General features: G+C 74.8%; 12 protein-coding genes. All 12 read right to left on the bottom strand.

Annotated features, from left to right (window positions below; genetic code table 11):
- Positions 1-83 precede the first annotated feature (83 nt).
- Complete coding sequence (locus OF819_RS06000) at positions 84-1,181, bottom strand: 3-deoxy-7-phosphoheptulonate synthase (protein WP_267242289.1); 1,098 nt, start codon at positions 1,179-1,181, stop codon at positions 84-86.
- A complete protein-coding gene (locus tag OF819_RS06005; protein ID WP_267242290.1) occupies positions 1,178-2,578 on the bottom strand; it encodes an MDR family MFS transporter in 1,401 nt (466 codons plus the stop codon). Before OF819_RS06005 ends, OF819_RS06000 begins: the two co-directional genes overlap by 4 nt.
- Positions 2,575-12,573 (bottom strand): non-ribosomal peptide synthetase, encoded by a 9,999-nt coding sequence (locus OF819_RS06010; protein WP_267242291.1) that lies wholly within the window; start codon positions 12,571-12,573, stop codon positions 2,575-2,577. Before OF819_RS06010 ends, OF819_RS06005 begins: the two co-directional genes overlap by 4 nt.
- A 1-nt stretch (position 12,574) precedes the next feature.
- On the bottom strand, positions 12,575-13,360 hold the full coding sequence (locus OF819_RS06015) for an ABC transporter ATP-binding protein (RefSeq protein WP_267242292.1): 786 nt from the start codon (positions 13,358-13,360) through the stop codon (positions 12,575-12,577).
- Complete coding sequence (locus OF819_RS06020; protein WP_416370478.1) at positions 13,357-14,352, bottom strand: FecCD family ABC transporter permease; 996 nt, start codon at positions 14,350-14,352, stop codon at positions 13,357-13,359. The genes OF819_RS06015 and OF819_RS06020 overlap by 4 nt, the downstream gene beginning before the upstream one ends.
- Positions 14,349-15,368, bottom strand: coding sequence for a FecCD family ABC transporter permease (locus tag OF819_RS06025; RefSeq protein WP_267242293.1), 1,020 nt, complete (start codon positions 15,366-15,368; stop codon positions 14,349-14,351). The genes OF819_RS06020 and OF819_RS06025 overlap by 4 nt, the downstream gene beginning before the upstream one ends.
- The gene (locus tag OF819_RS06030) at positions 15,365-16,372 is read right to left on the bottom strand and encodes an ABC transporter substrate-binding protein (RefSeq protein ID WP_267242294.1); all 1,008 of its coding nucleotides are present in this window, start codon (positions 16,370-16,372) and stop codon (positions 15,365-15,367) included. Before OF819_RS06030 ends, OF819_RS06025 begins: the two co-directional genes overlap by 4 nt.
- Before the next feature lie 69 nt (positions 16,373-16,441).
- Complete coding sequence (locus OF819_RS06035; protein WP_267242295.1) at positions 16,442-17,290, bottom strand: siderophore-interacting protein; 849 nt, start codon at positions 17,288-17,290, stop codon at positions 16,442-16,444.
- Positions 17,287-17,526 (bottom strand): phosphopantetheine-binding protein, encoded by a 240-nt coding sequence (locus OF819_RS06040; RefSeq protein ID WP_267242296.1) that lies wholly within the window; start codon positions 17,524-17,526, stop codon positions 17,287-17,289. The genes OF819_RS06035 and OF819_RS06040 overlap by 4 nt, the downstream gene beginning before the upstream one ends.
- Positions 17,523-18,191: an isochorismatase family protein gene (locus OF819_RS06045; RefSeq protein ID WP_267242332.1), complete on the bottom strand. Its 669-nt coding sequence runs from the start codon at positions 18,189-18,191 to the stop codon at positions 17,523-17,525. Before OF819_RS06045 ends, OF819_RS06040 begins: the two co-directional genes overlap by 4 nt.
- 2 nt (positions 18,192-18,193) lie before the next feature.
- Positions 18,194-19,804 (bottom strand): (2,3-dihydroxybenzoyl)adenylate synthase, encoded by a 1,611-nt coding sequence (locus tag OF819_RS06050; RefSeq protein WP_267242297.1) that lies wholly within the window; start codon positions 19,802-19,804, stop codon positions 18,194-18,196.
- Positions 19,801-20,796, bottom strand: a complete 996-nt coding sequence (locus tag OF819_RS06055; protein ID WP_267242333.1) for an isochorismate synthase — start codon at positions 20,794-20,796, stop codon at positions 19,801-19,803. The genes OF819_RS06050 and OF819_RS06055 overlap by 4 nt, the downstream gene beginning before the upstream one ends.
- Between the last annotated feature and the right edge of the window lie 169 nt (positions 20,797-20,965).

A 20,965-nucleotide genomic window follows, 5' to 3' on the forward strand; every position in this document is an offset into this window, starting at 1 on the left:
TGAAACCTGCTCAGCGCCGCGGCCGGGGCGGTGCGGTGCGGTGGCCGAGCCGGGACGCGCCCTGCCCGCCTCCGACCGTCGGATCACCCGCCCGGGCGGCCCCGGCGGTGGGAGGCCAGGGCCAGGTTCTCGAGCAGCGGGATGGTGCGGGACCAGCCGAGGCAGGAGTCGGTGACGCTCACGTCAGGGCGCAGCGCCTGGGCGTCGGGGTCCTGCCTCCCGTCGGACAGATAGGACTCGATCATGACGCCGGCCAGGGAGGGGTCGCCGTCGGTGATCTGCTGGGCGAGGTCGGCGACCACGGCCGGCTGACGGTTGTGGTCCTTGCCGCTGTTGCCGTGGGAGGCGTCGACCACGATGCGCTGCGGGAGGCCGGACGCGGCGAGGGCCGAGCGGGCTTGCGCGATGCTCTCCCGGTCGTAGTTGGGGAGGGGACCGCCCCGGAGGACCAGGTGGGCGTCGGGGTTTCCGGTGCTCTGGAGGGTGGTGAGGCGGCCGTCGGAGGAAAGGCCGGGAAGGGTGTGCGGGTGGGCGGCGGCCTGGACGGCTGCGATCGCGGTGTCGGTACTGCCGGAGACGCAGTTCTTCATGCCGACCGGCATGGGGAGCCAGGAGGCCAGGTGGCGGTGGGGCTGGCTGGCGACGGTGCGCGCACCGATGGCGGCCCACGACACCGTGTCCGCCACGTACGGGGCGAGGGCGGGGTCCACGAACTCGTACGCCAGGGGCAGACCGGTGGCGGCCGCCTCCGTCAGGAAGGACCGCCCGAGGTGCAGCCCCCCGGCCAGATCGCCCTTGCCGTCGAGGGAGGGGGAGGTGAGCAGACCGGTCCAGCCGGTGACGGTGCGAGGCTTCTCCAGATAGGCGCGGAGGACGAGGACCAGGTCGTCGGCGAAACGCTCGGCGGCGTCGGCGAGCAGCGCCGCGTACTCCAGTGCGGCGGTGGTGTGGTGGACCGAGCAGGGCCCGGCGATGACGAGCAGTCGGGGGTCTCGGCGGGCGAGGACGGCGGCGACGGTGTCGCGGTGCCGGGCGACGGTGTCGGCGGCCGCCGGGGGCAGGGGGTGGGCCGAGGCCAGCTCGGCAGGCGTCGGCAGCGGGTGGGCCGTGGCGAGATCCGTCGGCGTGGGCAGCGGGCGCACCGCGGCGAGATCGGCCGGTGCGGGCAGGGGACGGGTCATGACTTCCTCACGTGGGTACGGGGCAGCCTCGTGGCCCCGGCGGCGGCGAGCAGGCAGAAACCGAGCACCCACCAGAAGGTGTCGGCGAACGCCCGGGAGATGTCCGGGCCTCGGGCGGCCAGCCGGTCCTGCAGGACCACGGCGAGAGCCGCGGTGCCGACCGAGCCGCCGACGGTGTTGAGCAGGTTGAGCGCTCCCGACGCGCGCGGGAGGTGTTCGGGCTCGATCCGGCTGTAGACGATGTTCATGACGGGCGCGCCGATCATCGCCATTCCGACACCGCGGACCACGAGTGCCGAGGCGATGACCACGTCCGGGAGTCCGTGGCCGAGCCAGGTGAACGGGACCGTGCCCGCGAGGATCAGCGCGATGCCGGTGACCACCAGGGTCCGCGGAACGACCGTGTCGATGGTGCGGTTGACCAGGACGGACCCGGCCGCCGCGCCCAGTCCCTGGGGGGCGAGCAGCAGTCCGGCCTCCCAGGCCGACAGTCCGCGGCCGGTCTGGAAGTACAGCGGCAGCAGGAACATCGTGCCGAACACCGACGCCCCCAGGACCAGCAGCGCCAGGGCGGCGGCGCCGAACGGCGGCCGGGCGAACAGCCGGGGGTCGACTAGCGGTGCGCGGCGGGTCCTCAGCCCGTGCACGGTGAAGGCGACCAGCATCGCCAGGCCCGCCGTCACGGCGAGTGCGGCCGGCAGGGTGCGGCCGTGGGCCACCTCGGTCAGCCCCAGCACCAGCACGGCAAGGCCGGGCGAGAGCAATGCGGCCCCCCGCAGGTCGAACGCCGTCCGACGGTCCGACGGCGGCACGGCGGGCACATGGCGGCGGGCCAGCAGGAAAGCGGCCGCACCGATGGGCAGGTTGACCAGGAACAGCCACGGCCAGGGCGCCACCGCGAGGAGGGAACCGCCCACCAGCGGGCCGAGCACCGGCGACAGCAGCGGCACGACCGCGACGATGCTGATCACCCGCCCGGTGCGGCCGGGGCCCGCGACGCGGGCCAGGAGGGCCTGCCCGGTGGCGGGCAGCAGCCCGCCACCGAGGCCCTGGACGACCCGGAACACGATCAGGCTGGTCGCCGACCAGGCCACCGCGCACAGCGCCGACCCGAGCAGGAACACCCCCACCGCGGCGAGCCAGGTGCGGCGGCCGCCGAACCGGTCGGCGAGCCAACCGGACGCGGGCACGGCGGCGACGACGGCCAGCAGATAGGCGGTGGTGATCCACTGGATCTCGGTGACTCCGGCGCCGAACTCCTCGGCCAGCGTGTCGATGCCGACGCTGACGATCGTGGCGTCGATGGTGGCCATGAAGGTGCCGAGGACCAGGATGAACGCGATCCGAAGCAGTCCGCGGTCGACCCTCTCGGCCTGCGGGGCGAGGTCCTTGCTCATCGGCGCTCCAGGAGGCCGCGCACGTCGTCGTCGAGGTGGGCGCCCAGGGTGCGGAGCAGGTCGAGGAGCTCCTCGGCGAGCCCGTCGACGTCCACCCCGGCCCGGTGGGCGAGCACCCCGGTCCAGCCGTCGCCGTCGGGCATGACGGTCAGTGTCACCGGGTGGTGCGTGGCCTCGCGGAACCGGGTTCCGACGACGGTGAGTCCGGGGGCGGGTTCGCGCAGCCGGTCCGGATCGACCGGGTAGTTCTCGAACACCACGAGGCTGTCGAACAGCCTGCGGCGCCCGGTCAGCCGTTCCAGATCGGTCAGGGCGACGTGGTGGTGCTCCACCAGTGCCCGCTGCCTGGCCTGCAGGTCGTGGAGCGTGTCGGCCAGGGTGCCCGCGAGCCGTGCGCGCACCGGGACGGTGTTGGCCAGCAGGCCGATGATCTCCTCGACGCCCTCCAGCTCCGGGGGCCGGCAGGAGACCATCGCGCCGAAGCAGACGTCCGCGCGGCCGGACCTGCGCGCGAGCAGCACCGACCAGGCGCCCTGCACCAGGGTGTTCCGGGTGAGGCCGCGCTGCGCGGCGAGCTCGGACAGCTCGGCCACCAGCGCCGCGTCGAAACCGATGACCGCGGGTTCCTGCCAGGTGGGCCCGGGTTCCCGGGCGCCCAGGTAGTCCCCTTCGGGCAGACCGTCCAGCTCGGCTGCCCAGGGGGCGAGGGCGGGCTCGTGGTCGGCGCGCCAGCGCAGGTAGTCGGCGAACGGCACGGGGTCGGGCAGGCCGGGTTCCCCGCCGCCCAGGCGCGCGGTGTACAGGGCGAACAGCTCGGTGAGGATGCGCGGCGCCGACCAGCCGTCGGAGAGCACGTGATGGCTGGTCAGGACCAGGTCCGCGAGCTCGGGGGCGCGCCGGATCACGGTCAGGCGGAACAGCGGCCCCGCGGCGAGGTCGAACGGCTCGGCCAGGTCGGCCGCCAGCACCTCCTCCGCCGGCCCGTCGGACACGCGGAACTCCGGCCGGGCCGCCTCCGGGATCACCGCGAGGTCGGCGGGGAACACGGCGCCCAGGTTCGGGTGGCGGGCCAGCAGGTCGGCGCCGGCGGCGCGCAGTGCGTCGAGGTCGAGCGGCCCGGCCAGGGAGAACGCCGACTGCACGGTGTACGGGTCCGGGCGCTCCGTGCGTGAGTGCCGCAGCATCACCTCCTGCAGCGGGGTGAGCGGTTGCACCTCGGCGACCGGGCGTTCGCCGTCGAGCGCCCGGATCTCCGGCGCGGCGGCGGTACGCAGCAGCGCGGTCCGCAGGTGCTCGGCCAGGTCCTCGATCTCGGCGGCGGTGAACAGTGCGGACGGCCAGGTGACGCGGATCCCGAGCGCGTCGTCGCGTACGAGGGCGTTGACCATCAGGCTGTGCGGCAGGGGAAGCGCGCCGGCGCCGCCCGAGCCGAGCGGGTCGGCGTCCGGCGGCGTCTGCCACGGCGTCTCCTCGGTGGGGGCGCCGGGGAACTGGCCGAGGTAGTTCCAGGCGATCTCCGGCCGCACCGGGTCCAGCAGACCTACGGTGGTGAGGATGCCGTGGCCGAGGCCGTCGCCCTGGGCGCGCAGCCGCTCCGCGACGCCCTTCACGTCGTCGTCGGCGTCGAGCCGTACCGGGTGGACGGCGGTGAACCAGCCGACGGTCTGCGACAGGTCGACCTGCGGCGGGCGCCCGTGGCTCTCCAGCGCGACGAGCAGCTCCCGCGTGCCGCGCCAGGCCCGTACCGCCTGGGCGAGCGCCGAGAGCAGCACGGCGTCCGGTGTGGTGCGGTGGGCGGCGGGCAGGGTCGTGATCAGGGCGCGGGTGGCGTCGGCGTCGAGCCGGATCTCGTGGTGCGCCGCGGTGGCCACGGTGTCCCGGGCGGGGTCGAGGGGCCGGGTGAGCGCCGGTGTGGCGGTCATCCGCTGCCAGTGCGGCAGTTCGGCCCGCCGGTCGGCGTCGCGCAGGGAGCGGGCCCAGCCGAGGAACGACTGGCCGTGCCGGGTCAGCGACCCACCGGAGTAGGCGTGCTGGACGTCGTCCAGCAGGACGCGCCAGGACACGCCGTCGACGACCAGGTGGTGGGCGATCAGGACGAGCCTGCCCGGCCGGGCGGGGCCGGCGTCCACCCACAGCGCGCGCAGCAGCGGGCCGGTGCGCGGATCCATCGTGTCCCGGGCCTGAGCGGTCCAGGCGTCGACCTGGGCCCGCGGTTCGTCGTCCGCCGGTACGCGGGTCAGCACGTCGGCCGCCGTCACGGTGCCGACCGGAGGGATGCGCAACACGGTGTCGCCGTCGGCGAGGTGGGCGCGCAGCACGTCGTGCCGGGCCAGCACCGCGTCGAGCGCGGCCCCCCAGGCCGCCTCGTCGCCGCCCGGGGGCACGCAGAGCTCCACCCACTGGCAGAAGCCGTCCGCGGCGGTCCCGGCGCGGTGCAGCAGGTCCCGCATGATCGGCGTCAGCGGCGCGTCGCCGACCGCGGGAGCCTCGCCGTCGCCGAGGGTGCGGGCCCGCGCCGCGATCCCGGCGACCGTCTCTCCCCCGAACACGTCCCGCGCGGTCAGGCCCAGCCCCCGGCGACGGGCCCGGGACACCACCTGCAGCGCCACGATGCTGTCTCCGCCGATGGCGAAGAAGTCGTCGTCGGGTCCGATGTCGTCGCTGCCGAGGACGTCCCGGAACACGCCGAGCAGCACCGCTTCGGTCTCGGTGGCGGGTTCGCGCCGCGCGGTGGCGGCGGTCTCCGGGGCCGGCAGCGCGGCGGTGTCGAGCTTGCCGCCGGGGCTCAGCGGCAGCCGGTCGAGGGTGACGAGAGCGGTGGGGACCATGTGGTCGGGCAGCTCCGCGGCCAGGTGGGCGCGCAGCCGCTCGGTGTCCGGGGCGGCGCCGTCGGCCGGGATGACATATCCGACGAGCCTGCCGTCGCGCACGATCACGGCGCTGGCGCGCACGTCGGGGTGGCGTGTCAGGGCGGACTCGATCTCGCCCAGCTCGACCCGGAAGCCGCGGACCTTGACCTGGTGGTCGACGCGGCCGAGGAACACGAGGTGCCCGTCCGCCCGCCATCGTACGCGGTCGCCGGTGCGGTACATCCGCTCGCCGGGAGGGCCGTACGGGTCGGCGACGAAGGCCGCGGCGGTCAGGGCGGGGCGGCCGAGGTAGCCCCGGGCCAGGCTCGGTCCGGCGAGGTACAGCTCGCCCGTCACGCCTACGCCGACCGGCTGGAGCCCGCCGTCGAGCACGTAGGCGCGGACGTTCGGGTCGGGGCGGCCGATGGGCAGCGGACCGGCGTCGTCGGCCTCGTCGGGGTCGTAGCGCCAGGTCACGGCGTTGATGGTGACCTCGGTCGGCCCGTAGGCGTTGAAGAGCGCCCTGCGGCCGGCGCCCCAGCGCCGGGCCAGTTCGGGGTCGAGGCGCTCGGCTCCGACGACGAAGAACACGTCGGGGTGGACCGTGCGGTCGTCGGGCATGGCGGCCAGGAACGACGGCAGCAGGTTCACTCCGGTCACCCGGTGCTCCGCGATGTAGTCGAGCAGTTCGTCGCCGGGTACGCGCACCTCCTCGGGAGCGATCACGGACGTGCCGCCGGACAGCAGCGGCACCATGGTCTGCCAGAACGCGACGTCGAAGCTGGTCGACGCGAAGTGCAGGTAGCGGTCGTGCTCGGTGACGCCGACGACCTCTTCCTGGAGGGCGATCAGGTCGGGCACGCCGCGGTGGGTCAGCCCGACTCCCTTGGGCCGCCCCGTGGTGCCCGAGGTGTAGATGACGTACGCGAGGGCGTCGTCGGTGAGACCGGCGCGTGCCCCGGCCGGGTCGGTGTCCGGCGCGGAGGCGAGCGTGGCCGGTTCGTCCAGCCGCAGTACGGGGACCTCGCGGTCGACGGGCAGTTCGGCTCCGGTCGTCACGACGGCGGCCGGTGCGATGTCGTCGAACATGTAGGCGAGCCGGTCCCGCGGGTAGGCGGCGTCCATCGGCACGTACACGGCACCGGCCTTGGCCACGCCGAACAGCGCCACCGTCATCTCGATGTCGCGCCCCAGCAGTACCGCCACCGGGTCCTGGGGCCGCACCCCGCGCTCGATCAGCGCGTGGGCGAGCCGGTTCGCCTGCCGGTCCAGTTCGGCGTAGCTGAGGCTGCGGTCGCGGCAGACCAGGGCTTCCGCGTCCGGCTTGCGGCGCACCCAGCCGGCGAACTCGTCCAGCCAGTGACCGCGTGCCCTGGCGGGCACGACGTCGGTACCGGTGCGGAGCATGCGCTGCCGCTCGTCGGGGTCGAGCGCGGGCAGGGCGACGGCGGGCCGCGCGGGGTCGTCGACGATCTCCCGCAGCAGATTGTGCAGCCAGCGGCCGTAGTCGCGCACGGTCGCCTCGGCGAAGGCGCGCGGCTGGTAGCCGAGGCCGATGGTGATCTCGTCGTCGGGGATCACGATCACGGTCAGCGCGTAGTGGGTGGCGTCGGTGATGTCCACCCCGGCCAGGTCGAGGCCGGGGGCGAGCGGGGTGCGCTTCCGGCTGGACAGCGGGAAGTTCTCCATCACCAGCATGGTGTCGAAGAGTTCCCCGACGCCCACCGCCCGCTGGATCTCGGGGAGTCCGACGTGGTGGTGCTCCGCCAGGGCGACGCTCTCGGCGTGCACGTCCGCCAGGAGGTCCCGCGCGGTCTGGTCCTGGGTGTGCCGGACGCGGACCGGGATGGTGGTGCCGAGCTGGCCGATCATCGACTCGACGCCGTCGACCTCGGAGGGCCGCCCGGACACCGGGCAGCCGAACACGACGTCGCGGCTCCCGGTGAGCCTGCCGAGGAGCAGGCCCCAGGCCGTCTGGAGCACCGTGGTCAGGGTGACGCCCTGCTCGCGGGCGAAGGTGCGCAGCCGGTCGCTGAACTCCCGGCCCAGCCCGACCGTCACGCGGCCGGGCCGCTCGACGCCGGTCCCGGCGCTCGCCGGTGCCAGCCGCGTCGCGTCGTCGACTCCGGCCAGCGCGTCCCGCCACGCGTCCAGGGACGCGCGGCGGTCCCGGCCGGCCAGCCACCGGAAGTACTCCGACAGCGCCGGGGCGGCGGGCGCGGCGGGGCCGCCCCCGAGCTCGGCGTAGAGGGCGAGCAGGGTGCGGCCGACCAGCGGCATCGACCAGCCGTCGAGCAGGGCGTGGTGGTTGGTGATCACCAGCTTGTGCTCGGCGGGGCCGACCCGGGAGAGCAGGAAGCGGATCAGCGGCGGCCTGGCCGGGTCGAAGGGGCGCTCCAGTTCGGCGCGGGCGGCCTCGGGGAAGCGGTCGTCGCACCGCCAGTCCAGGACGGTGTCGGCGGGGACCACCTGCACCACGTCGTCGCCGGCCTGGGCGAGGTACACGCGCAGGGCGGGGTGGCGGCGCAGCAGTTCTCGGGCGGCCTCGGCCATCCGGTCCGGGTCGAGTTCGCCGACCAGGGTGGTCACGGCCTGGACGACGTAGACGTCGGTGTCGCGGTCGTCGCGGACCAGGGTGTGGAAGGAGAGTCCGACCTGGAGCGGGGTGGCGGGCAGGACGTCGGCGATGCGGTCTGCGGCGGCGTCTTCGAGGGCGTCGACAGCGGCCTGGTCGAGGTCGACCAGCGGCAGGTCCGACGGGGTGAGGCCGCCCGCGGTGTGGCGCGCGTGGGCGGCGAGCGCGTCCAGCGCGGCGGCCCAGGCCGTCTGCAGGTCCGCCACCGCTTCGGGGCCGAGCACCCCGGTCGCTGCCGTCCACTCGACGGCGAGCCGGGGCGCGCCCTCCTCGTGGACGAAGCAGTTCAGGGCCAGTACCTGTTCCAGGGCCTTGGTGCCGGGTTCGGTCACCGAGAAGGCGTCCCGCTCCGGCAGCTGCCATCCGGCGCCGGGCAGCGCCGCGAACCGGCCGAGGTAGTTGAGCAGCACGTCCGGCGGCGGGGTGGCGGACAGTTCGGGGCCGGCCACCGGGTCGAGGGACCGCAGGACGCCGTAGCCGAGGCCGCCGCCGGGGACGCCCCGCTTGGCCTCCTTGGCCGCGCGCAGCACCTGCCGCACGTCGCCGGCCGTGGGGACGCGGACCGGGTACTCGCTGGTGAACCAGCCGACCGTACGGGACAGGTCGAGGTGTTCGCGGCCGTGGCCCTCCATCGTGACGGTCACCGCCTCGCCGGTCAGGCCCCGGTCCCGCAGCGCGAGCACGAGCGCGGCCAGCAGCACCTCGTCGACGCCTGCCCGGTACGCCGCGGGCAGGGTGGTCAGCAGTGCCTCGGTGACCTCGGGCGTGGCCAGGGTGACGGAGCGGTGGGCGGTGGACACGGTGTCCCGCTTCTGGTCGAGCGGGCGAGCGCCCAGCCGCGACGCGGAGTCGAGTGCGGCCTGCCAGTGGGCGAGTTCGCCGCGTCGTGCCCCGGTCCTGCCCTGCTCGGCGAGGAGTGCCGCGTGCCGCCGCCAGGACGCCCCGACCGGGGCGATGGCACCGCCCGTGCAGGCCGTTTGGAGGTCGGGCAGGAGCACCCGCCAGGAGACGCCGTCCATGGCGAGGTGGTGGACGACGACGACCAGGCGGTCCGCCGTGCCGTCGCCGGTGCGCAGCAGCGCGGCCCGCACCAGGTCGCCCGCGCGGGGGTCGAGTTCCCCGGCGAGGCGCTCCGCGAGGGCGGTCGCGTCGGTGCCGTGGACTTCGTGGACGACGGCCTGTACGGCTCGCTTCGGCAGCACCTCAAGTCCGTCGTCGCCGACCCGCAGCCGCAGCGCGTCATGGTGGTCGAGCACGGTCTGCACGCCCGTGACGAGGTCGTCGAGGGCGAGCGCGTCGACCCGCAGGGCCGTCCACTGCGCGTAGCCGGCGACGGTGTCCACGTCGGGGTGCGGGTCGAGCAGGCCGCGCACGATCGGCGGCGCCGGCACCGGTCCGGTCGGGTCGTCCACGGGCTCGGCCGTGTCGTCCACCAGCGTGGCGGAGGCGGCCAGGGCGGCGAAGCTGCGGCGCGCCAGCAGGTCCCGCGGGCGCAGCGCGAGCCCCCTCGCCCGCAGCCTGCTGCTGACGGTGATCGCGGTGATGCTGTCGCCGCCGAGGGTGAAGTAGTCGTCGTCCACGCTGACCCGCTCGACGCCGAGCACCTCGGCGAGGACCTCGCACAGCAGTCGCTCCCGCTCGGTGCGGGGCTCCCGGCCGCCGCCGGACACCGTGGGCGCGGGCAGGGCGGCGCGGTCGAGCTTGCCGTTGGGCGTGAGCGGCAGCTCGTCGAGCACCACCACGGCCGCGGGCACCAGGTGGTCGGGCAGCCGCTCGGCCAGGTGGGCGCGCACCGCTTCCGGGGTGGCGGAGGCGGACACGACATAGCCGACCAGCCGCGACGACCGGACGATGGCGGCGGCCGCGGTGACCCCGGGGACCGCACCGAGTGCGGCCTCCACCTCGCCGGTCTCCACGCGGTGGCCGCGGATCTTGACCTGGCCGTCGCCGCGGCCCAGGTACTCCAGGCCGCGGCCGGGCGCCCAGCGCGCCAGGTCGCCCGTGCGGTACATGCGGTCGCCCGGTGCGCCGAACGGGTCGGCGACGAACCGTTCGGCGGTCGCGCCGGGCCGGCCGAGGTAGCCGCGGGCCAGGTGCGGTCCGGCCAGGTACAGCTCGCCCGCGGTGCCGTGCGGCACCGGCTGCAGGGCGCTGTCGAGCAGGTAGGTCCGGGTGCCGGCGAGCGGGTGGCCGATCGTCGGCTCGTCGCCGTCGATCCGCGCGGTGCTGCTGGTGACGGACGCCTCGGTCGGCCCGTACATGTTGCGCGCGGCGATCCCCGACCCGGCGATGCGGCGCCACAGCGCGGGCGGTGTCGCCTCTCCGCCGAGGACGAGCAGGGTGGGCCGGAGGTCGAGCAGTCCGCCGTCGATCAGGGGTGCGGCCATCGACGGGGTGGTGTCGACGACGTCGATGCCGTCGCGGGCGCAGGCGGCGAGCAGGGCGTCGGCGTCGCGGGTCGTCTCGGCGTCGTAGACGTGCAGTTCGTGGCCGCAGAGCAGCCAGACCAGGTGCTCGAACGCGGAGTCGAAGGCGAACGAGTACGTGTGGGCGGCGCGCAGCCGCCTGCCCGCGGCCCGCTCGGCCTCCGCGACGACGGTCGACCGCTGGTGGTGCAGCAGCGCGGCGAGTCCTCCGACCCGGCCGAGCACGCCCTTGGGGCGTCCGGTCGAGCCGGAGGTGTGGATGACGTAGGCGAGGTGGTCGGGGTGCCGGGGCTCGGCCAGTTCACCGGCCGTCAGCGGCGTGCCGGGGAGTCCGGCGGCCTCACGGACGAAGGAGTCCCACGGCAGGCCGGCGACCGATCCGTCGGTGAGGACCAGCGCGGGGCGGGTGTCGTCGACGAGTGCGCGCAGCCGCTCCGGCGGGTACGCGGCGTCCAGCGGCAGGAAGGCGGCGCCGGCGTCCATCACGGCGAGGAGGGCGGCCACCAGGTCCGCGGAGCGCGGCAGGGCCAGCGCCACGACGTCGCCCGGCCCGATCCCGCGGGCCCGCAGAGCCCGGGCGAGCCGGTGCACGCGGTCCGCGAGCTCCCCCGCGGACAGCCGGTCCGCACCGCACACCAGGGCGGTACGCGCGGGATCGGCGGCGACCATGGCGTCGAACGCGGTGGGGACGTCCACGGGGGTGCCGGGCAGGGCGCGCGGCGACCAGTCGGCCAGGAGCCGGTCCACGTCGCCGGCGAGCGCGATCCGGCCCACGGGCCGGCCGTCGACCAGGTCGGCCAGCAGGGCGCGCAGGCCGGACAGTTTGCCGTCGACGGCGGCCTGGTCGCTGCTGCGGGCGTCGACCTCGAAGCCGAGCAGCAGCCCGCCGTCGCGCGTTGGCAGGACGCTCAGCCCCATGTCCTCCGGCGGGCCGCCGGCGACATTGCGCATCACACCGGTGGCCCCGGCGAAGTCGATCGCCAGGTCGAACGCCTTGAGGTTGATGCCGCGTCCGTGCAGCAGCGCGCCCGCGCCGGGCGCGCCGAGGTCGCGCGGCAGGTCCTCGCCCCGGTACCGCTGGTGGTCGCGCATCTCCCGCATGGCGGAGGCGACCCGTCGGCTCAACTCCCCCAGTCCGTCGTCGGCGTGGACGGCAACCCGCAGCGGCAGCACGTTGACGGCCATGGCGGGCGTGCGCAGCTCGGCGGAGCCGGTGCGGCACATCAGCGGCAGCGCGAACACCACGTCGGTGCGGCCCAGCGCGCGGTGCAGATAAGCGGCATAGCAGGCGATCAGCGCCTCGCCCCAGCTGACGCCCTCCCGGTCGGCGAACGCGCGGAGCCGGGCCGTCTCGTCGGGGGTGACGACGGCACGGGCGGTCAGGGTGCGCTCGGGCGGACCGTCTGCGGCGTCGGGGGCGCCGAGGGGGCCGAGGTCGGGCAGCGGGGTGAACCGCTCGACCCAGTACGCGCGGTCCTCGGCGAACCGGTCGCTGTCCCGGTAGGCGCGGTCGGCGGCGACGAGGTCGGCGAAGCGGCCGAAGGTGGACGGCGGCGCCTCGGCGCCGCGTACGAGGGCGGTGTAGCGGGCGGCGGTGCGGCGGGCGAGCATCGCGGCGGTGTAGCCGTCGAAGACCAGGTGGTGGCCGAGCTGGGTGTACCAGACCTCGCGCTCGGAGAGCCTGATGACGGTGCGCGTGTACAGCGGCCGGTCCACCATCCCCCGGCATTCCCCGGCCGCCCGGGCCCGTTCGGCGTCGACGAGCGCGTGGGCCGCGGCCGCGGGGTCGGCCTCGCCGCTGACGTCGACCACGCGGGGCGGCGGGACCGGTTCGTCACTGATCGTCTGGCGCGGGCCGTCCGGGGTGTCGTGGAAGCGCAGCCGCAGGCTCTCGGCCTCCTCGGTGGTGGCGCGGACCGCCTCGGCGAGGGCGTCGACGTCGACGGGCTGTGCGCCGGATATCTCCACCACGTCGCCGACGAGGTAGTAGGGAGAGTCGGGTTCGAGGCGCTGGGCGTTCCAGATGCCCAGCTGGGCGCTGGTCAGGGCGAGCGGGCCGTCCGAGGACACGCGTGCGGTGGTCAACTTACTCTCCTTGCAGTGTGGGGACGACCATGGGCGTAGCGGTCACCGGGTCGGGGATGATGACGCTCGGCAGGTCGAACACGTCCTTGATCAGCGCTGCGTCCACGATGTCCGCGGGGGCGCCCTCGGCGACCACCCGTCCGTCCTTCATGGCGACCAGGTGGTCGGCGAACCGGCACGCCTGGTTGATGTCGTGGAGGACGGCGATCACCGTGCGTCCCTCGTCGCGCAGCCCGGCCAGCAGGCCGAGCAGCTGGTACTGGTGCGTGATGTCGAGGAAGGAGGTCGGTTCGTCGAGCAGCAGGTAGGGCGTCCGCTGGGCGAGCACCATGGCCATCCAGACCCGTTGCCGCTGCCCGCCGGAGAGTTCCTGCACGGGCCGGTCGGCCAGGTCGGCGACGCCGGCGGCGGCCATCGCGCCGGCGACGGCCTCCTCGTCGCCCTCCGACCACAGCGCCAGGAGCGGCTGGTGGGGGAACCGGCCCCGGCGCACGAGCTGCCTGACCTTGATGTCGTCAGGGGCCTGCGGGTCCTGCGGCAGGAAGCCGAGCAGCTTGGCCAGTGCCTTGGCCGGGTAGCCCCCGACGTCCCGGCCGTCGAAGTGCACCAGTCCCGCGGTGGGGCGCAGCAGCCGGACGAAAGCGCGCAGCAGGGTCGACTTCCCGCAGGCGTTGGGGCCCACGACGGCGGTGAACGCACCGTCGGGGACGTCGAGACTCAGCCGGGTGGACACCACCCGGTCGCCGTAGCGCAGGGTGATCTCCCGCGCGGTCAGGCGTGCGGTCACGCTCGCCTCACTTCCTTGGTCAGCAGCCAGATCAGGTAGCAGCCGCCGATCGCGGTGCTCACCACGCCGACGGGCAGCGCGACGGGCGCCAGCAGCATCTGGGCGAGCAGGTCGGCGCCTTGGAGGAGCACCGCCCCGGTCAGCGCGGCCGGGAGCAGGGGCACACCGGCCGAGCCGGTGAGCCGGCGGCCGATCTGCGGGGCGGCGAGGGCGATGAAGGCGATCGGTCCGGCCACCGCGGTCACCGTGGCGGTGCAACCGACTCCGACCAGCACCATCAGCAGCCGCAGCCGGTCGAGCCGCACCCCGGTGGTGACCGCGACCGCGTCGCCGAGCGACGCCTGGTGCATGGCGTGGGCGCGGGAGGCCATCAGGGTCATCAGCACGGCGATGACCGTGAACGGGATCCAGAGGTCCGGCCAGCCGACGCCGTTGAGGGAGCCCGCGCTCCAGCCGACCGCGGCGATCGCCACCTCCAGCTCGGCGCGCAGCACGATCCACGAGTTGATCGCGGTCACCATCGCGTTGACCGCGATGCCGATCACCACCAGCCGCAGCCCCGAGAAGCCCCGGTCGAAGGAGAGGAGGTAGATCGCTGCGGCCGTGACCAGCCCGCCGAGCACCGAGCCGACGGCGAGCTGCGCGGAGGTGCCCGACAGCACGGTGATGGCGACCAGGGCCCCGGTGTAGGCGCCCGCGTCGAGGCCGATCACGTCGGGGCTGCCCATCGGGTTGCGGGTGAGGTTCTGGAAGATCGCCCCGGCGACGCCGAGCGCGGCCCCGAAGACCAGTCCCGCCGTCACCCGCGGCAGTCGCCACTGTGCGATCACCACGGAGTGCTCCGCGCCAGTGAGCACGGCGAACACCCGGCCCGGTGAGGACCAGGACGCGCCGTAGCACAGCCCGAGCAGGCCCAGGCCGAGCCCCGCGGCGACCAGCACCGCCGCGAACGTCACCGTGCGGCGTTCGGCGCGCAGTGCGAGCGTGTTCACAGCGATCCCTCCCCGTAGCGGCGGACGGCCCAGATCAGCATGGGGCCGCCGAGGAACGCGGTGACGATGGCCACCGGCACCTCACCGGTGGGCAGCAGCACCCGCGATCCGACGTCGGCGAGCAGCAGCAGGACCGGCCCCAGGACCATCGCGTGCAGCAGCAGCCACAGCACGGAGCCGGCCGCCGCTCTGCGGACCAGGTGCGGCACGATCAGCCCGATGAAGAGGATCGGCCCGGCCACCGCGGTCGCCGCCCCGGTGAGCACGGTGATCAGCACCAGCGTGACGGCCCGCACCCGGGTCACGCCGGCGCCCAGCGTGTGCGCCACGCTCTCGCCCAGCGTGAGGGCGTCGAGGGACCGGCTCAGCAGCAGCGCCCCGAGCAGGGACACCCCGATCGCGGCCAGCGGCAGCCCCAGGGGGGCCTGTTCGCGGGCCGCCAGCGAGCCGACGGACCAGAAGCGGTAGACGTCGAAGACGTCGGGGAGCATGAGCCTCATGCCCAGGGCGACGCCGCTGAGCACCGCGGTGAGGGCCACACCGGCCAGTACCAGGCGCAGCGGCGAGTGCCGCCCGATCGCGGCGACCAGCAGGGCCGCGAGCACCGAGCCGGTGATCGCGAAGCCGAGCTGGCCGGCCTGCCCGGCGGCCAGGCCGAGCGCCGAGCCGACGGTGACGGCGAACCCGGCGCCCGCGGTGACCCCGAGGATGCCGGGCTCGGCCAGCGGGTTGCGGGCCAGCGTCTGGATCAGGGCGCCCGCCACCGCCAGCGCCGCGCCCACCGCGACGGCCAGCAGTGCGCGGGGCGCTCGGACGTTCCGGACGATCACGTGGTCGTCGGTGCCCTGGAAGTCCACCAGCGCCCGTACGACCTCGGCGGGCGGGACCGGGCGGGCGCCGACGCCGATGCTGAGCACGGCGACCACCGCCAGCAGCAGCAGTCCGCCGGCCAGCAGGCCGGCCTGCGGCACGGCCCGCCCGGTTCCGGCCCGAGACGCGTGGCCTGCGAGCGTCACTGCTTCAGCAGGGGCGCGAACGCCGCGTCGATCGCTTCCAGGGTCTGGACGGCCTGTCCGTAGGTCGCGGCCTCGGTGTAGCGGATCGGGAAGGTCTTCCCGGCCTTGACGGCGGGCAGGTTCTTCCACAGCTCGGATTCCATGACGTACTTCACCGACTCGGGCACGCTGCCGTCGGCCTTGACGGAGTAGGTGATGGCGTCCGCGTCGCGGAGCGAGGCGGGCAGCTCCTCCAGGGAGGGGTATTCACTGACGCCCTTGGAGCCGGGGCCGGGCTTCTTGACCTTGCCGTAGTAAGTGGCGCCGATGTCCTCGGCGATGTTGGTGCCCCACGAGCCGCTGAACTCGCGCTGGAAGGTGCCCTTGGCGGCCTCGCCGTACGAACCGACGTGACCGAACTTGAGCGGGGCCAGCGCGTCCTTGTACTTCTTGGCCAGCTCGGCGGCCTTGGCCTCGTAGGCGGCCTGCACGGTGTCGAACTGCTCCAGAGCGCCGGCGGCGTCGGACTGCTTGCGGGACAGGTCGCGCCACGCGGACGGCACGGTGGGGCCGATGGCGACGACGGGGGCGATCCCCTCCAGCCGCTTGACGTCGATGTCGCCGAGGACGGGGGCGGGCACGCCGATGACGATGAGGTCCGGATCGGCCTCGGCTATGGCCTCGTAGTTGGTTTCTGTCGCCTGCTCGCCCGCCACCTTGGGCAGCTTGTTGTAGGTGGCGAGGTCCTCCTTGCTCATCATCGGCTCGCCGCGCTTCCACGAGGAGATCCCGACCAGGGGGGCGTCGGCCTCGATCAGGGCGGGCACGGCGTACCCGGTGGCCACGACGCGCTGCGGGTCGGCGGGGATGGTGATCTTCCCGTTGTCGGCGGCGAACACCCGGGTCTTGTTCTTCTCCTCGGCCTTGCCGGCCGGCTCGGCCTCGTTCTTCGACGAGCCGCATCCGGTCAGGGCCAGGGTGAGGGCCAGGGCGCCGACCAGGACGGAGGATCTACGTACGGACATGCGAAAACTCCTTGAACTTAGGTAAGGCTAACCTTAATTGATCTCGTGGGTTTTGGACACACCGGCTGGTCAGTGGTCGTCGTCGTAGTCGGCGACGCCGCGTTTCCAGTAGCCGGTGATGTCGTGGTCGGCCCTCTCCAGCCGCAGGTCGTCACGGACCCAGCGGCGCAGCGGCTTGAGCTGCCCCGCCTCGCCCGCGGCCCAGACGAACACCCGCTCGCCCGCGGGCACGGCCACCGCGGTCACGGCCCGCGCCAGCGCGTCGCCGGCGCCCGCGGGGCGGTCGCCGCGGTGCAGCCAGTGCACCTCGAAGCCCTCGGGCGCGGACAGCTCGATCTCCTGCCCCGCGTCGGCGACTTCGACGAACGCCCAGCCCCGGGCGGTCCTCGGCAGCTCCTCCAGTCGGCGGGCGATCGCGGGCAGTGCCGTGATGTCGCCCGCCAGCACGTAGCGGTCGTAGGCGTGCGGCACGATCAGCCCGCCGGGCGGTCCCGCGACGTGCACGACGGTGCCCGGCTCGACCGCGCACGCCCAGTCCGACGCGAGGCCGTTCTCGTGCAGGGCGAAGTCGATGTCGATCTCGCCCGCCACCGGGTCGTGGCGGCGCACGGTGTACTCCCGCGAGGTGGGCCCCGGCCGTGGCCACGTCAGCATCAGGCCGTTCGGCTCGGGCAGTCGCAGCGAGCCGTCCGGCTCCGGGAAGAGCAGCTTGACATGCTCGTCCGGCGCGTGGGCCTCGAAGCCCTCGGCGCCCTCCCCGCCCAGCGTCACGCGCAGCAGGCCGGCGCCGACCATGGCGGTGCGGACGACCTCCGTCCGCCGGACGCGGATCGGATAGCCCACCTTCTCGGCGTGGCGGCCCGCCCGGACCTCCGCGATCCGCTCCAGGTGCCGGTGCCGGTGGTCGGTCCTGGTCACGCCCCATCCCCCGTCAGGAGCGCCGTCCAGTGCCCCAGTTCGGGGCACTCCGCCAGGTCGGGGAACTCCAGTGACGCCGCTCCGGCGGCCCGCCAGCGCTCCACGAGGATCATCACCCGCATCGAGTCCAGCCCGCGGTCGAAGAGGTTCTCCCCGGGCGTGATCTCGGCGGGTTCGCAGCCCAGCAGTTCCGCCACGTCTGCCCGGACGCGCTCGGGTGTGAGGGTCTCGCTCATCGCGCGGCTCCCGCGGGGACCCGGGCCGCAAGCGCGGCCAGCGCGTCGGCCGTGGTGGTCACGACGCCGCAGCGCTGGGCGACGTACGCGCACGCCTGGTCGTGGCGTTCGCGGGAGAAGTCGGCGACCGCGTCGGCCACCAGGAAGGGCTGAACGTCGCGCATGAACGCCTCGACGGCGGTGGCCTGGCAGCCGATGTGCGCGTAGACGCCGGTGATGAGCAGCTGGTCGCGGCCCAGCGCCGCCAACTGCTCGGCGAACGTGCTGCGCTGGAACGCGCTGTAGCGCCACTTGACCAGGACGGTGTCGGCCTCGGCCGGGGCGAGCGCCGGGACGATGTCGGCGGCCTGCGGGTCGGCGTCGATGACCCCGCCGATGCCGTCGCCCCAGAACTCGGTGAGCAGCCCGCGGTCCGCGGGGTCCTGCCGACCGGGCTGGGCGGTGTAGAACACCGGGATCCCCTGCGCGCGGGCGTGTTCCGCGAGCCGCGCGATGTTCGCCGTCACCTCGGGCACCGGCGCACCGGCGTACGGGGCGACGAAGTAGCGCTGCATGTCGTGGACGAGCAGGGCCGCGCGGCCCTGCTCGGGCAGCCACTCCACCCGCCCCGCGGGCAGGTCGGCGGCCGCGGGGAGCGGATAGGGCCGTATCTCGGGCAGGGACATCCTCATGACTCCTTCCGGGCGAGTGCGGCCAGCGCCGCCCTCAGCTCGCGCTTGCTGGTCTTGCCGACACCGGTCACCGGGAACTCCTCGACGACCTGGACCAGGTCCGGCACCTTGAAGGCGGCCACACCGCGCTCGCGCACGAACGCCCGCAGCTCCTGGCCGGTGGGCGTCGCGCCCGCGGCGGGCACGACGTAGGCGCAGGTCCGCTCGCCGAGATAGGCGTCGGGCACGGCGACGACGGCGGCGTCGAGCACGCCCGGGTGGGCCATCAGGTGGTTCTCGACCTCCTCGGCCGCGACCTTCTCCCCGCCCCGGTTGATCTGCTCCTTGGCCCGGCCGACGACCTCCAGGTGCCCCGTGGGCGTGCGGCGCACGAGGTCACCGGTCCGGTAGAACCCGTCCGCGGTGAACGCGGTGGCGTTGTGCTCCGCCGCCCGGTAGTAGCCGCGGATCGTGTAGGGACCGCGGGTCAGCAGGGCGCCGGTCCCGCCCGGCGCCACGTCGGCGCCGGTGTCCGGGTCGACGACGCGGATCTCGTCGTCCGGGGAGATCGGCCGGCCCTGCGTGCCGAGCACGGCCTCTTCGGGGTCGTCCAGGCGGGTGTAGCACACCAGGCCCTCCGCCATGCCGAACACCTGCTGCAGCCGGCAGCCCAGCGCGGGGCCGATCCGCTCGGCCAGCTCACGCCCGCACTTGGCCCCGCCGACCAGCAGCACCTCCAGGGACGACAGGTCGCGGTCGGTGCGGGCGGCCGCCTGCACCCATGCGGCGGCGAGCGGCGGCACCACCCCGGTGATCGTGACCCGCTCGGCCTCGATCAGCCGGAACGCGGTGTCCGCGTCCGGCCGCGGCGCCATGACGGTGGCCGCGCCCGCGTGCAGCGCGCCCAGCACACCCGGCGAGCTGAGGGGGAAGTTGTGGGACACCGGCAGCGCGGCCAGGTAGACGCTGTCCGGGCGCAGGCCGCAGATCCGGACGCTCTCGCGCACGCTGTAGAGGTAGTCGTCATGGGTGCGCGGGATCAGCTTCGGCAGCCCGGTGCTCCCGCCCGACAACTGCAGGAACGCCACGCCCTCGGGGTCGGGGTCGGGCAGCTCGCGCGGCGCCGTCGCCGCCAGGTCGGCGAACTCGTCGGAGCCGACCACCAGGACCTGCCGTACGGAGCCCACCTCGGACGCGACGGCGCGTGCGGTCGCGGCGTGGCCGTGCCGCTCGTGCTCGCCGACGGTGACGATGGCGGCGGCCTCGCTGTGCTCGGCGAAGTGCCGCAGCTCGCTGTGCCGGTGAGCGGGCAGCGCGAACACCGGCAGTACGCCCGCGCGCCACATGCCGAACACGACCGGCAGGAACTCCGGGATGTTGGGCAGCTGCAGCACGGCCCGGTCACCGGGTGCGAGCCCGGCCGCGAGCAGACCCGCCGCGATGCGGTGGGCCCTCTCGTCCAGTCCGGCGAAGCTCCACCGGGTGTCCCCGCCCACGACGGCGGTCCGGTCGGCGTACGCGGCGGCCAGCGAGGTCAGCAGCGCCCCGAAGGTCTGTCCGCGCCAGTGGCCCGCGGCGCGGTAGCGTGCGGCGGTCTGAGGCGGCCAGAGCACGTGGTCCGCGGTCATACGACGCCCTCCAGTCCGAGGGCGCGCAGCAGCGTGCGGAACTTCGCACCGGTCTCGGCCAGTTCGGCGGCGGGTTCGGATCCGGCGACGATCCCGGCCCCGGCGGACAGCCGCACCGTCCGGTCGCACACCTCGGCGCTGCGGATCGTCACCGCCCACTCGCCGTCGCCGTCGAGACCGGTCCAGCCGACCATCCCCGCGTAGTAGCCGCGGTCCTCCGGTTCCAGGTCCGCGATGGCGCCCAGGGCCGCGGGCCCGGGCACCCCGCCCACCGCGGGGGTCGGATGCAGCGCCTCGGCCAGTCCCAGCGCCGAGCAGGCGGCGTCGGCCGGGTCCGCCAGCCGCCCGGTGATCCGGGTCGACAGATGCCACATCGTCGGCGTGCCGATCACCTCGGGCCGGGCCGGCACCTCCAGGTCGACGCAGAACCGACCGAGCACCTCCGCCACCTGCGCGGCGGTGTGGGCGTGTTCGCCGAGGTCCTTGGCCGAGCCGCGCAGCCGGGCGATCCGCTCGCGGTCCAGCGCCTCGTCGCCCGACCGGGGGGCCGAGCCCGCCAGCGGGTTGGCCACCACGGTCGCGCCGCGCCGGGAGACCAGCAGTTCGGGGCTGGCCCCGACCAGGGTGCGCGGGGCGGGGTCCCCGGGCGCGGTGACGTCGACGGCGAAGGCGTACGCGGCCGGGTCCGCCCGTACCAGCCGGGCCAGCAGCGCGGGCACCCACACCGGGGCGTCCGCGGTCAGTTCGAGGGAGCGGGCCAGCACGACCTTGCTCAGCTCGCCGCGGCCGATCAGTTCCAGCGCGCGGCGGACGCTGTCGGCGTAGCGCGCGGGCTCGGGGCGCGGGGTGACGGACCATGACGTCCCGGACTCCGGGCCGGGGGCTCGTACGTCCGCGGGAGCGTCGGCGCGCCGTACCACGGAGGGCACCATGAGGCCGCTCTCCGCTCCCCGGCGGAACCCTACGGCGCCGGCGACGACGGGTTCGGGCACCCCGGCCGCGGCGGCCGCGTCGAGTGCCCCGGCGGCGGCCCGGGCGTACGACGCGCCGCCGGCACGGACCCTGGTGTGGACCCCGTCGGCGAGCAGGGTCCCCCGGGGCGAGGAGAAGTAGAACGAGCCGGGCAGGTAGGCGGCCAGCAGGTCGGACGCCCGGTGCACG

It is taken from the genome of Streptomyces sp. PR69, assembly GCF_026420845.1.
Classification (GTDB): domain Bacteria; phylum Actinomycetota; class Actinomycetes; order Streptomycetales; family Streptomycetaceae; genus Streptomyces.

Coding starts and splice junctions, on each gene's coding strand:
- OF819_RS06045 (WP_267242332.1), bottom strand. CDS start 18,191: ATGTCCCTGCCCGAGATACGGCCCTATCCGCTCCCCGCGGCCGCCGAC.
- OF819_RS06005 (WP_267242290.1), bottom strand. CDS start 2,578: ATGAGCAAGGACCTCGCCCCGCAGGCCGAGAGGGTCGACCGCGGACTG.
- OF819_RS06000 (WP_267242289.1), bottom strand. CDS start 1,181: ATGACCCGTCCCCTGCCCGCACCGGCCGATCTCGCCGCGGTGCGCCCG.
- OF819_RS06030 (WP_267242294.1), bottom strand. CDS start 16,372: ATGTCCGTACGTAGATCCTCCGTCCTGGTCGGCGCCCTGGCCCTCACC.
- OF819_RS06050 (WP_267242297.1), bottom strand. CDS start 19,804: ATGACCGCGGACCACGTGCTCTGGCCGCCTCAGACCGCCGCACGCTAC.
- OF819_RS06040 (WP_267242296.1), bottom strand. CDS start 17,526: ATGAGCGAGACCCTCACACCCGAGCGCGTCCGGGCAGACGTGGCGGAA.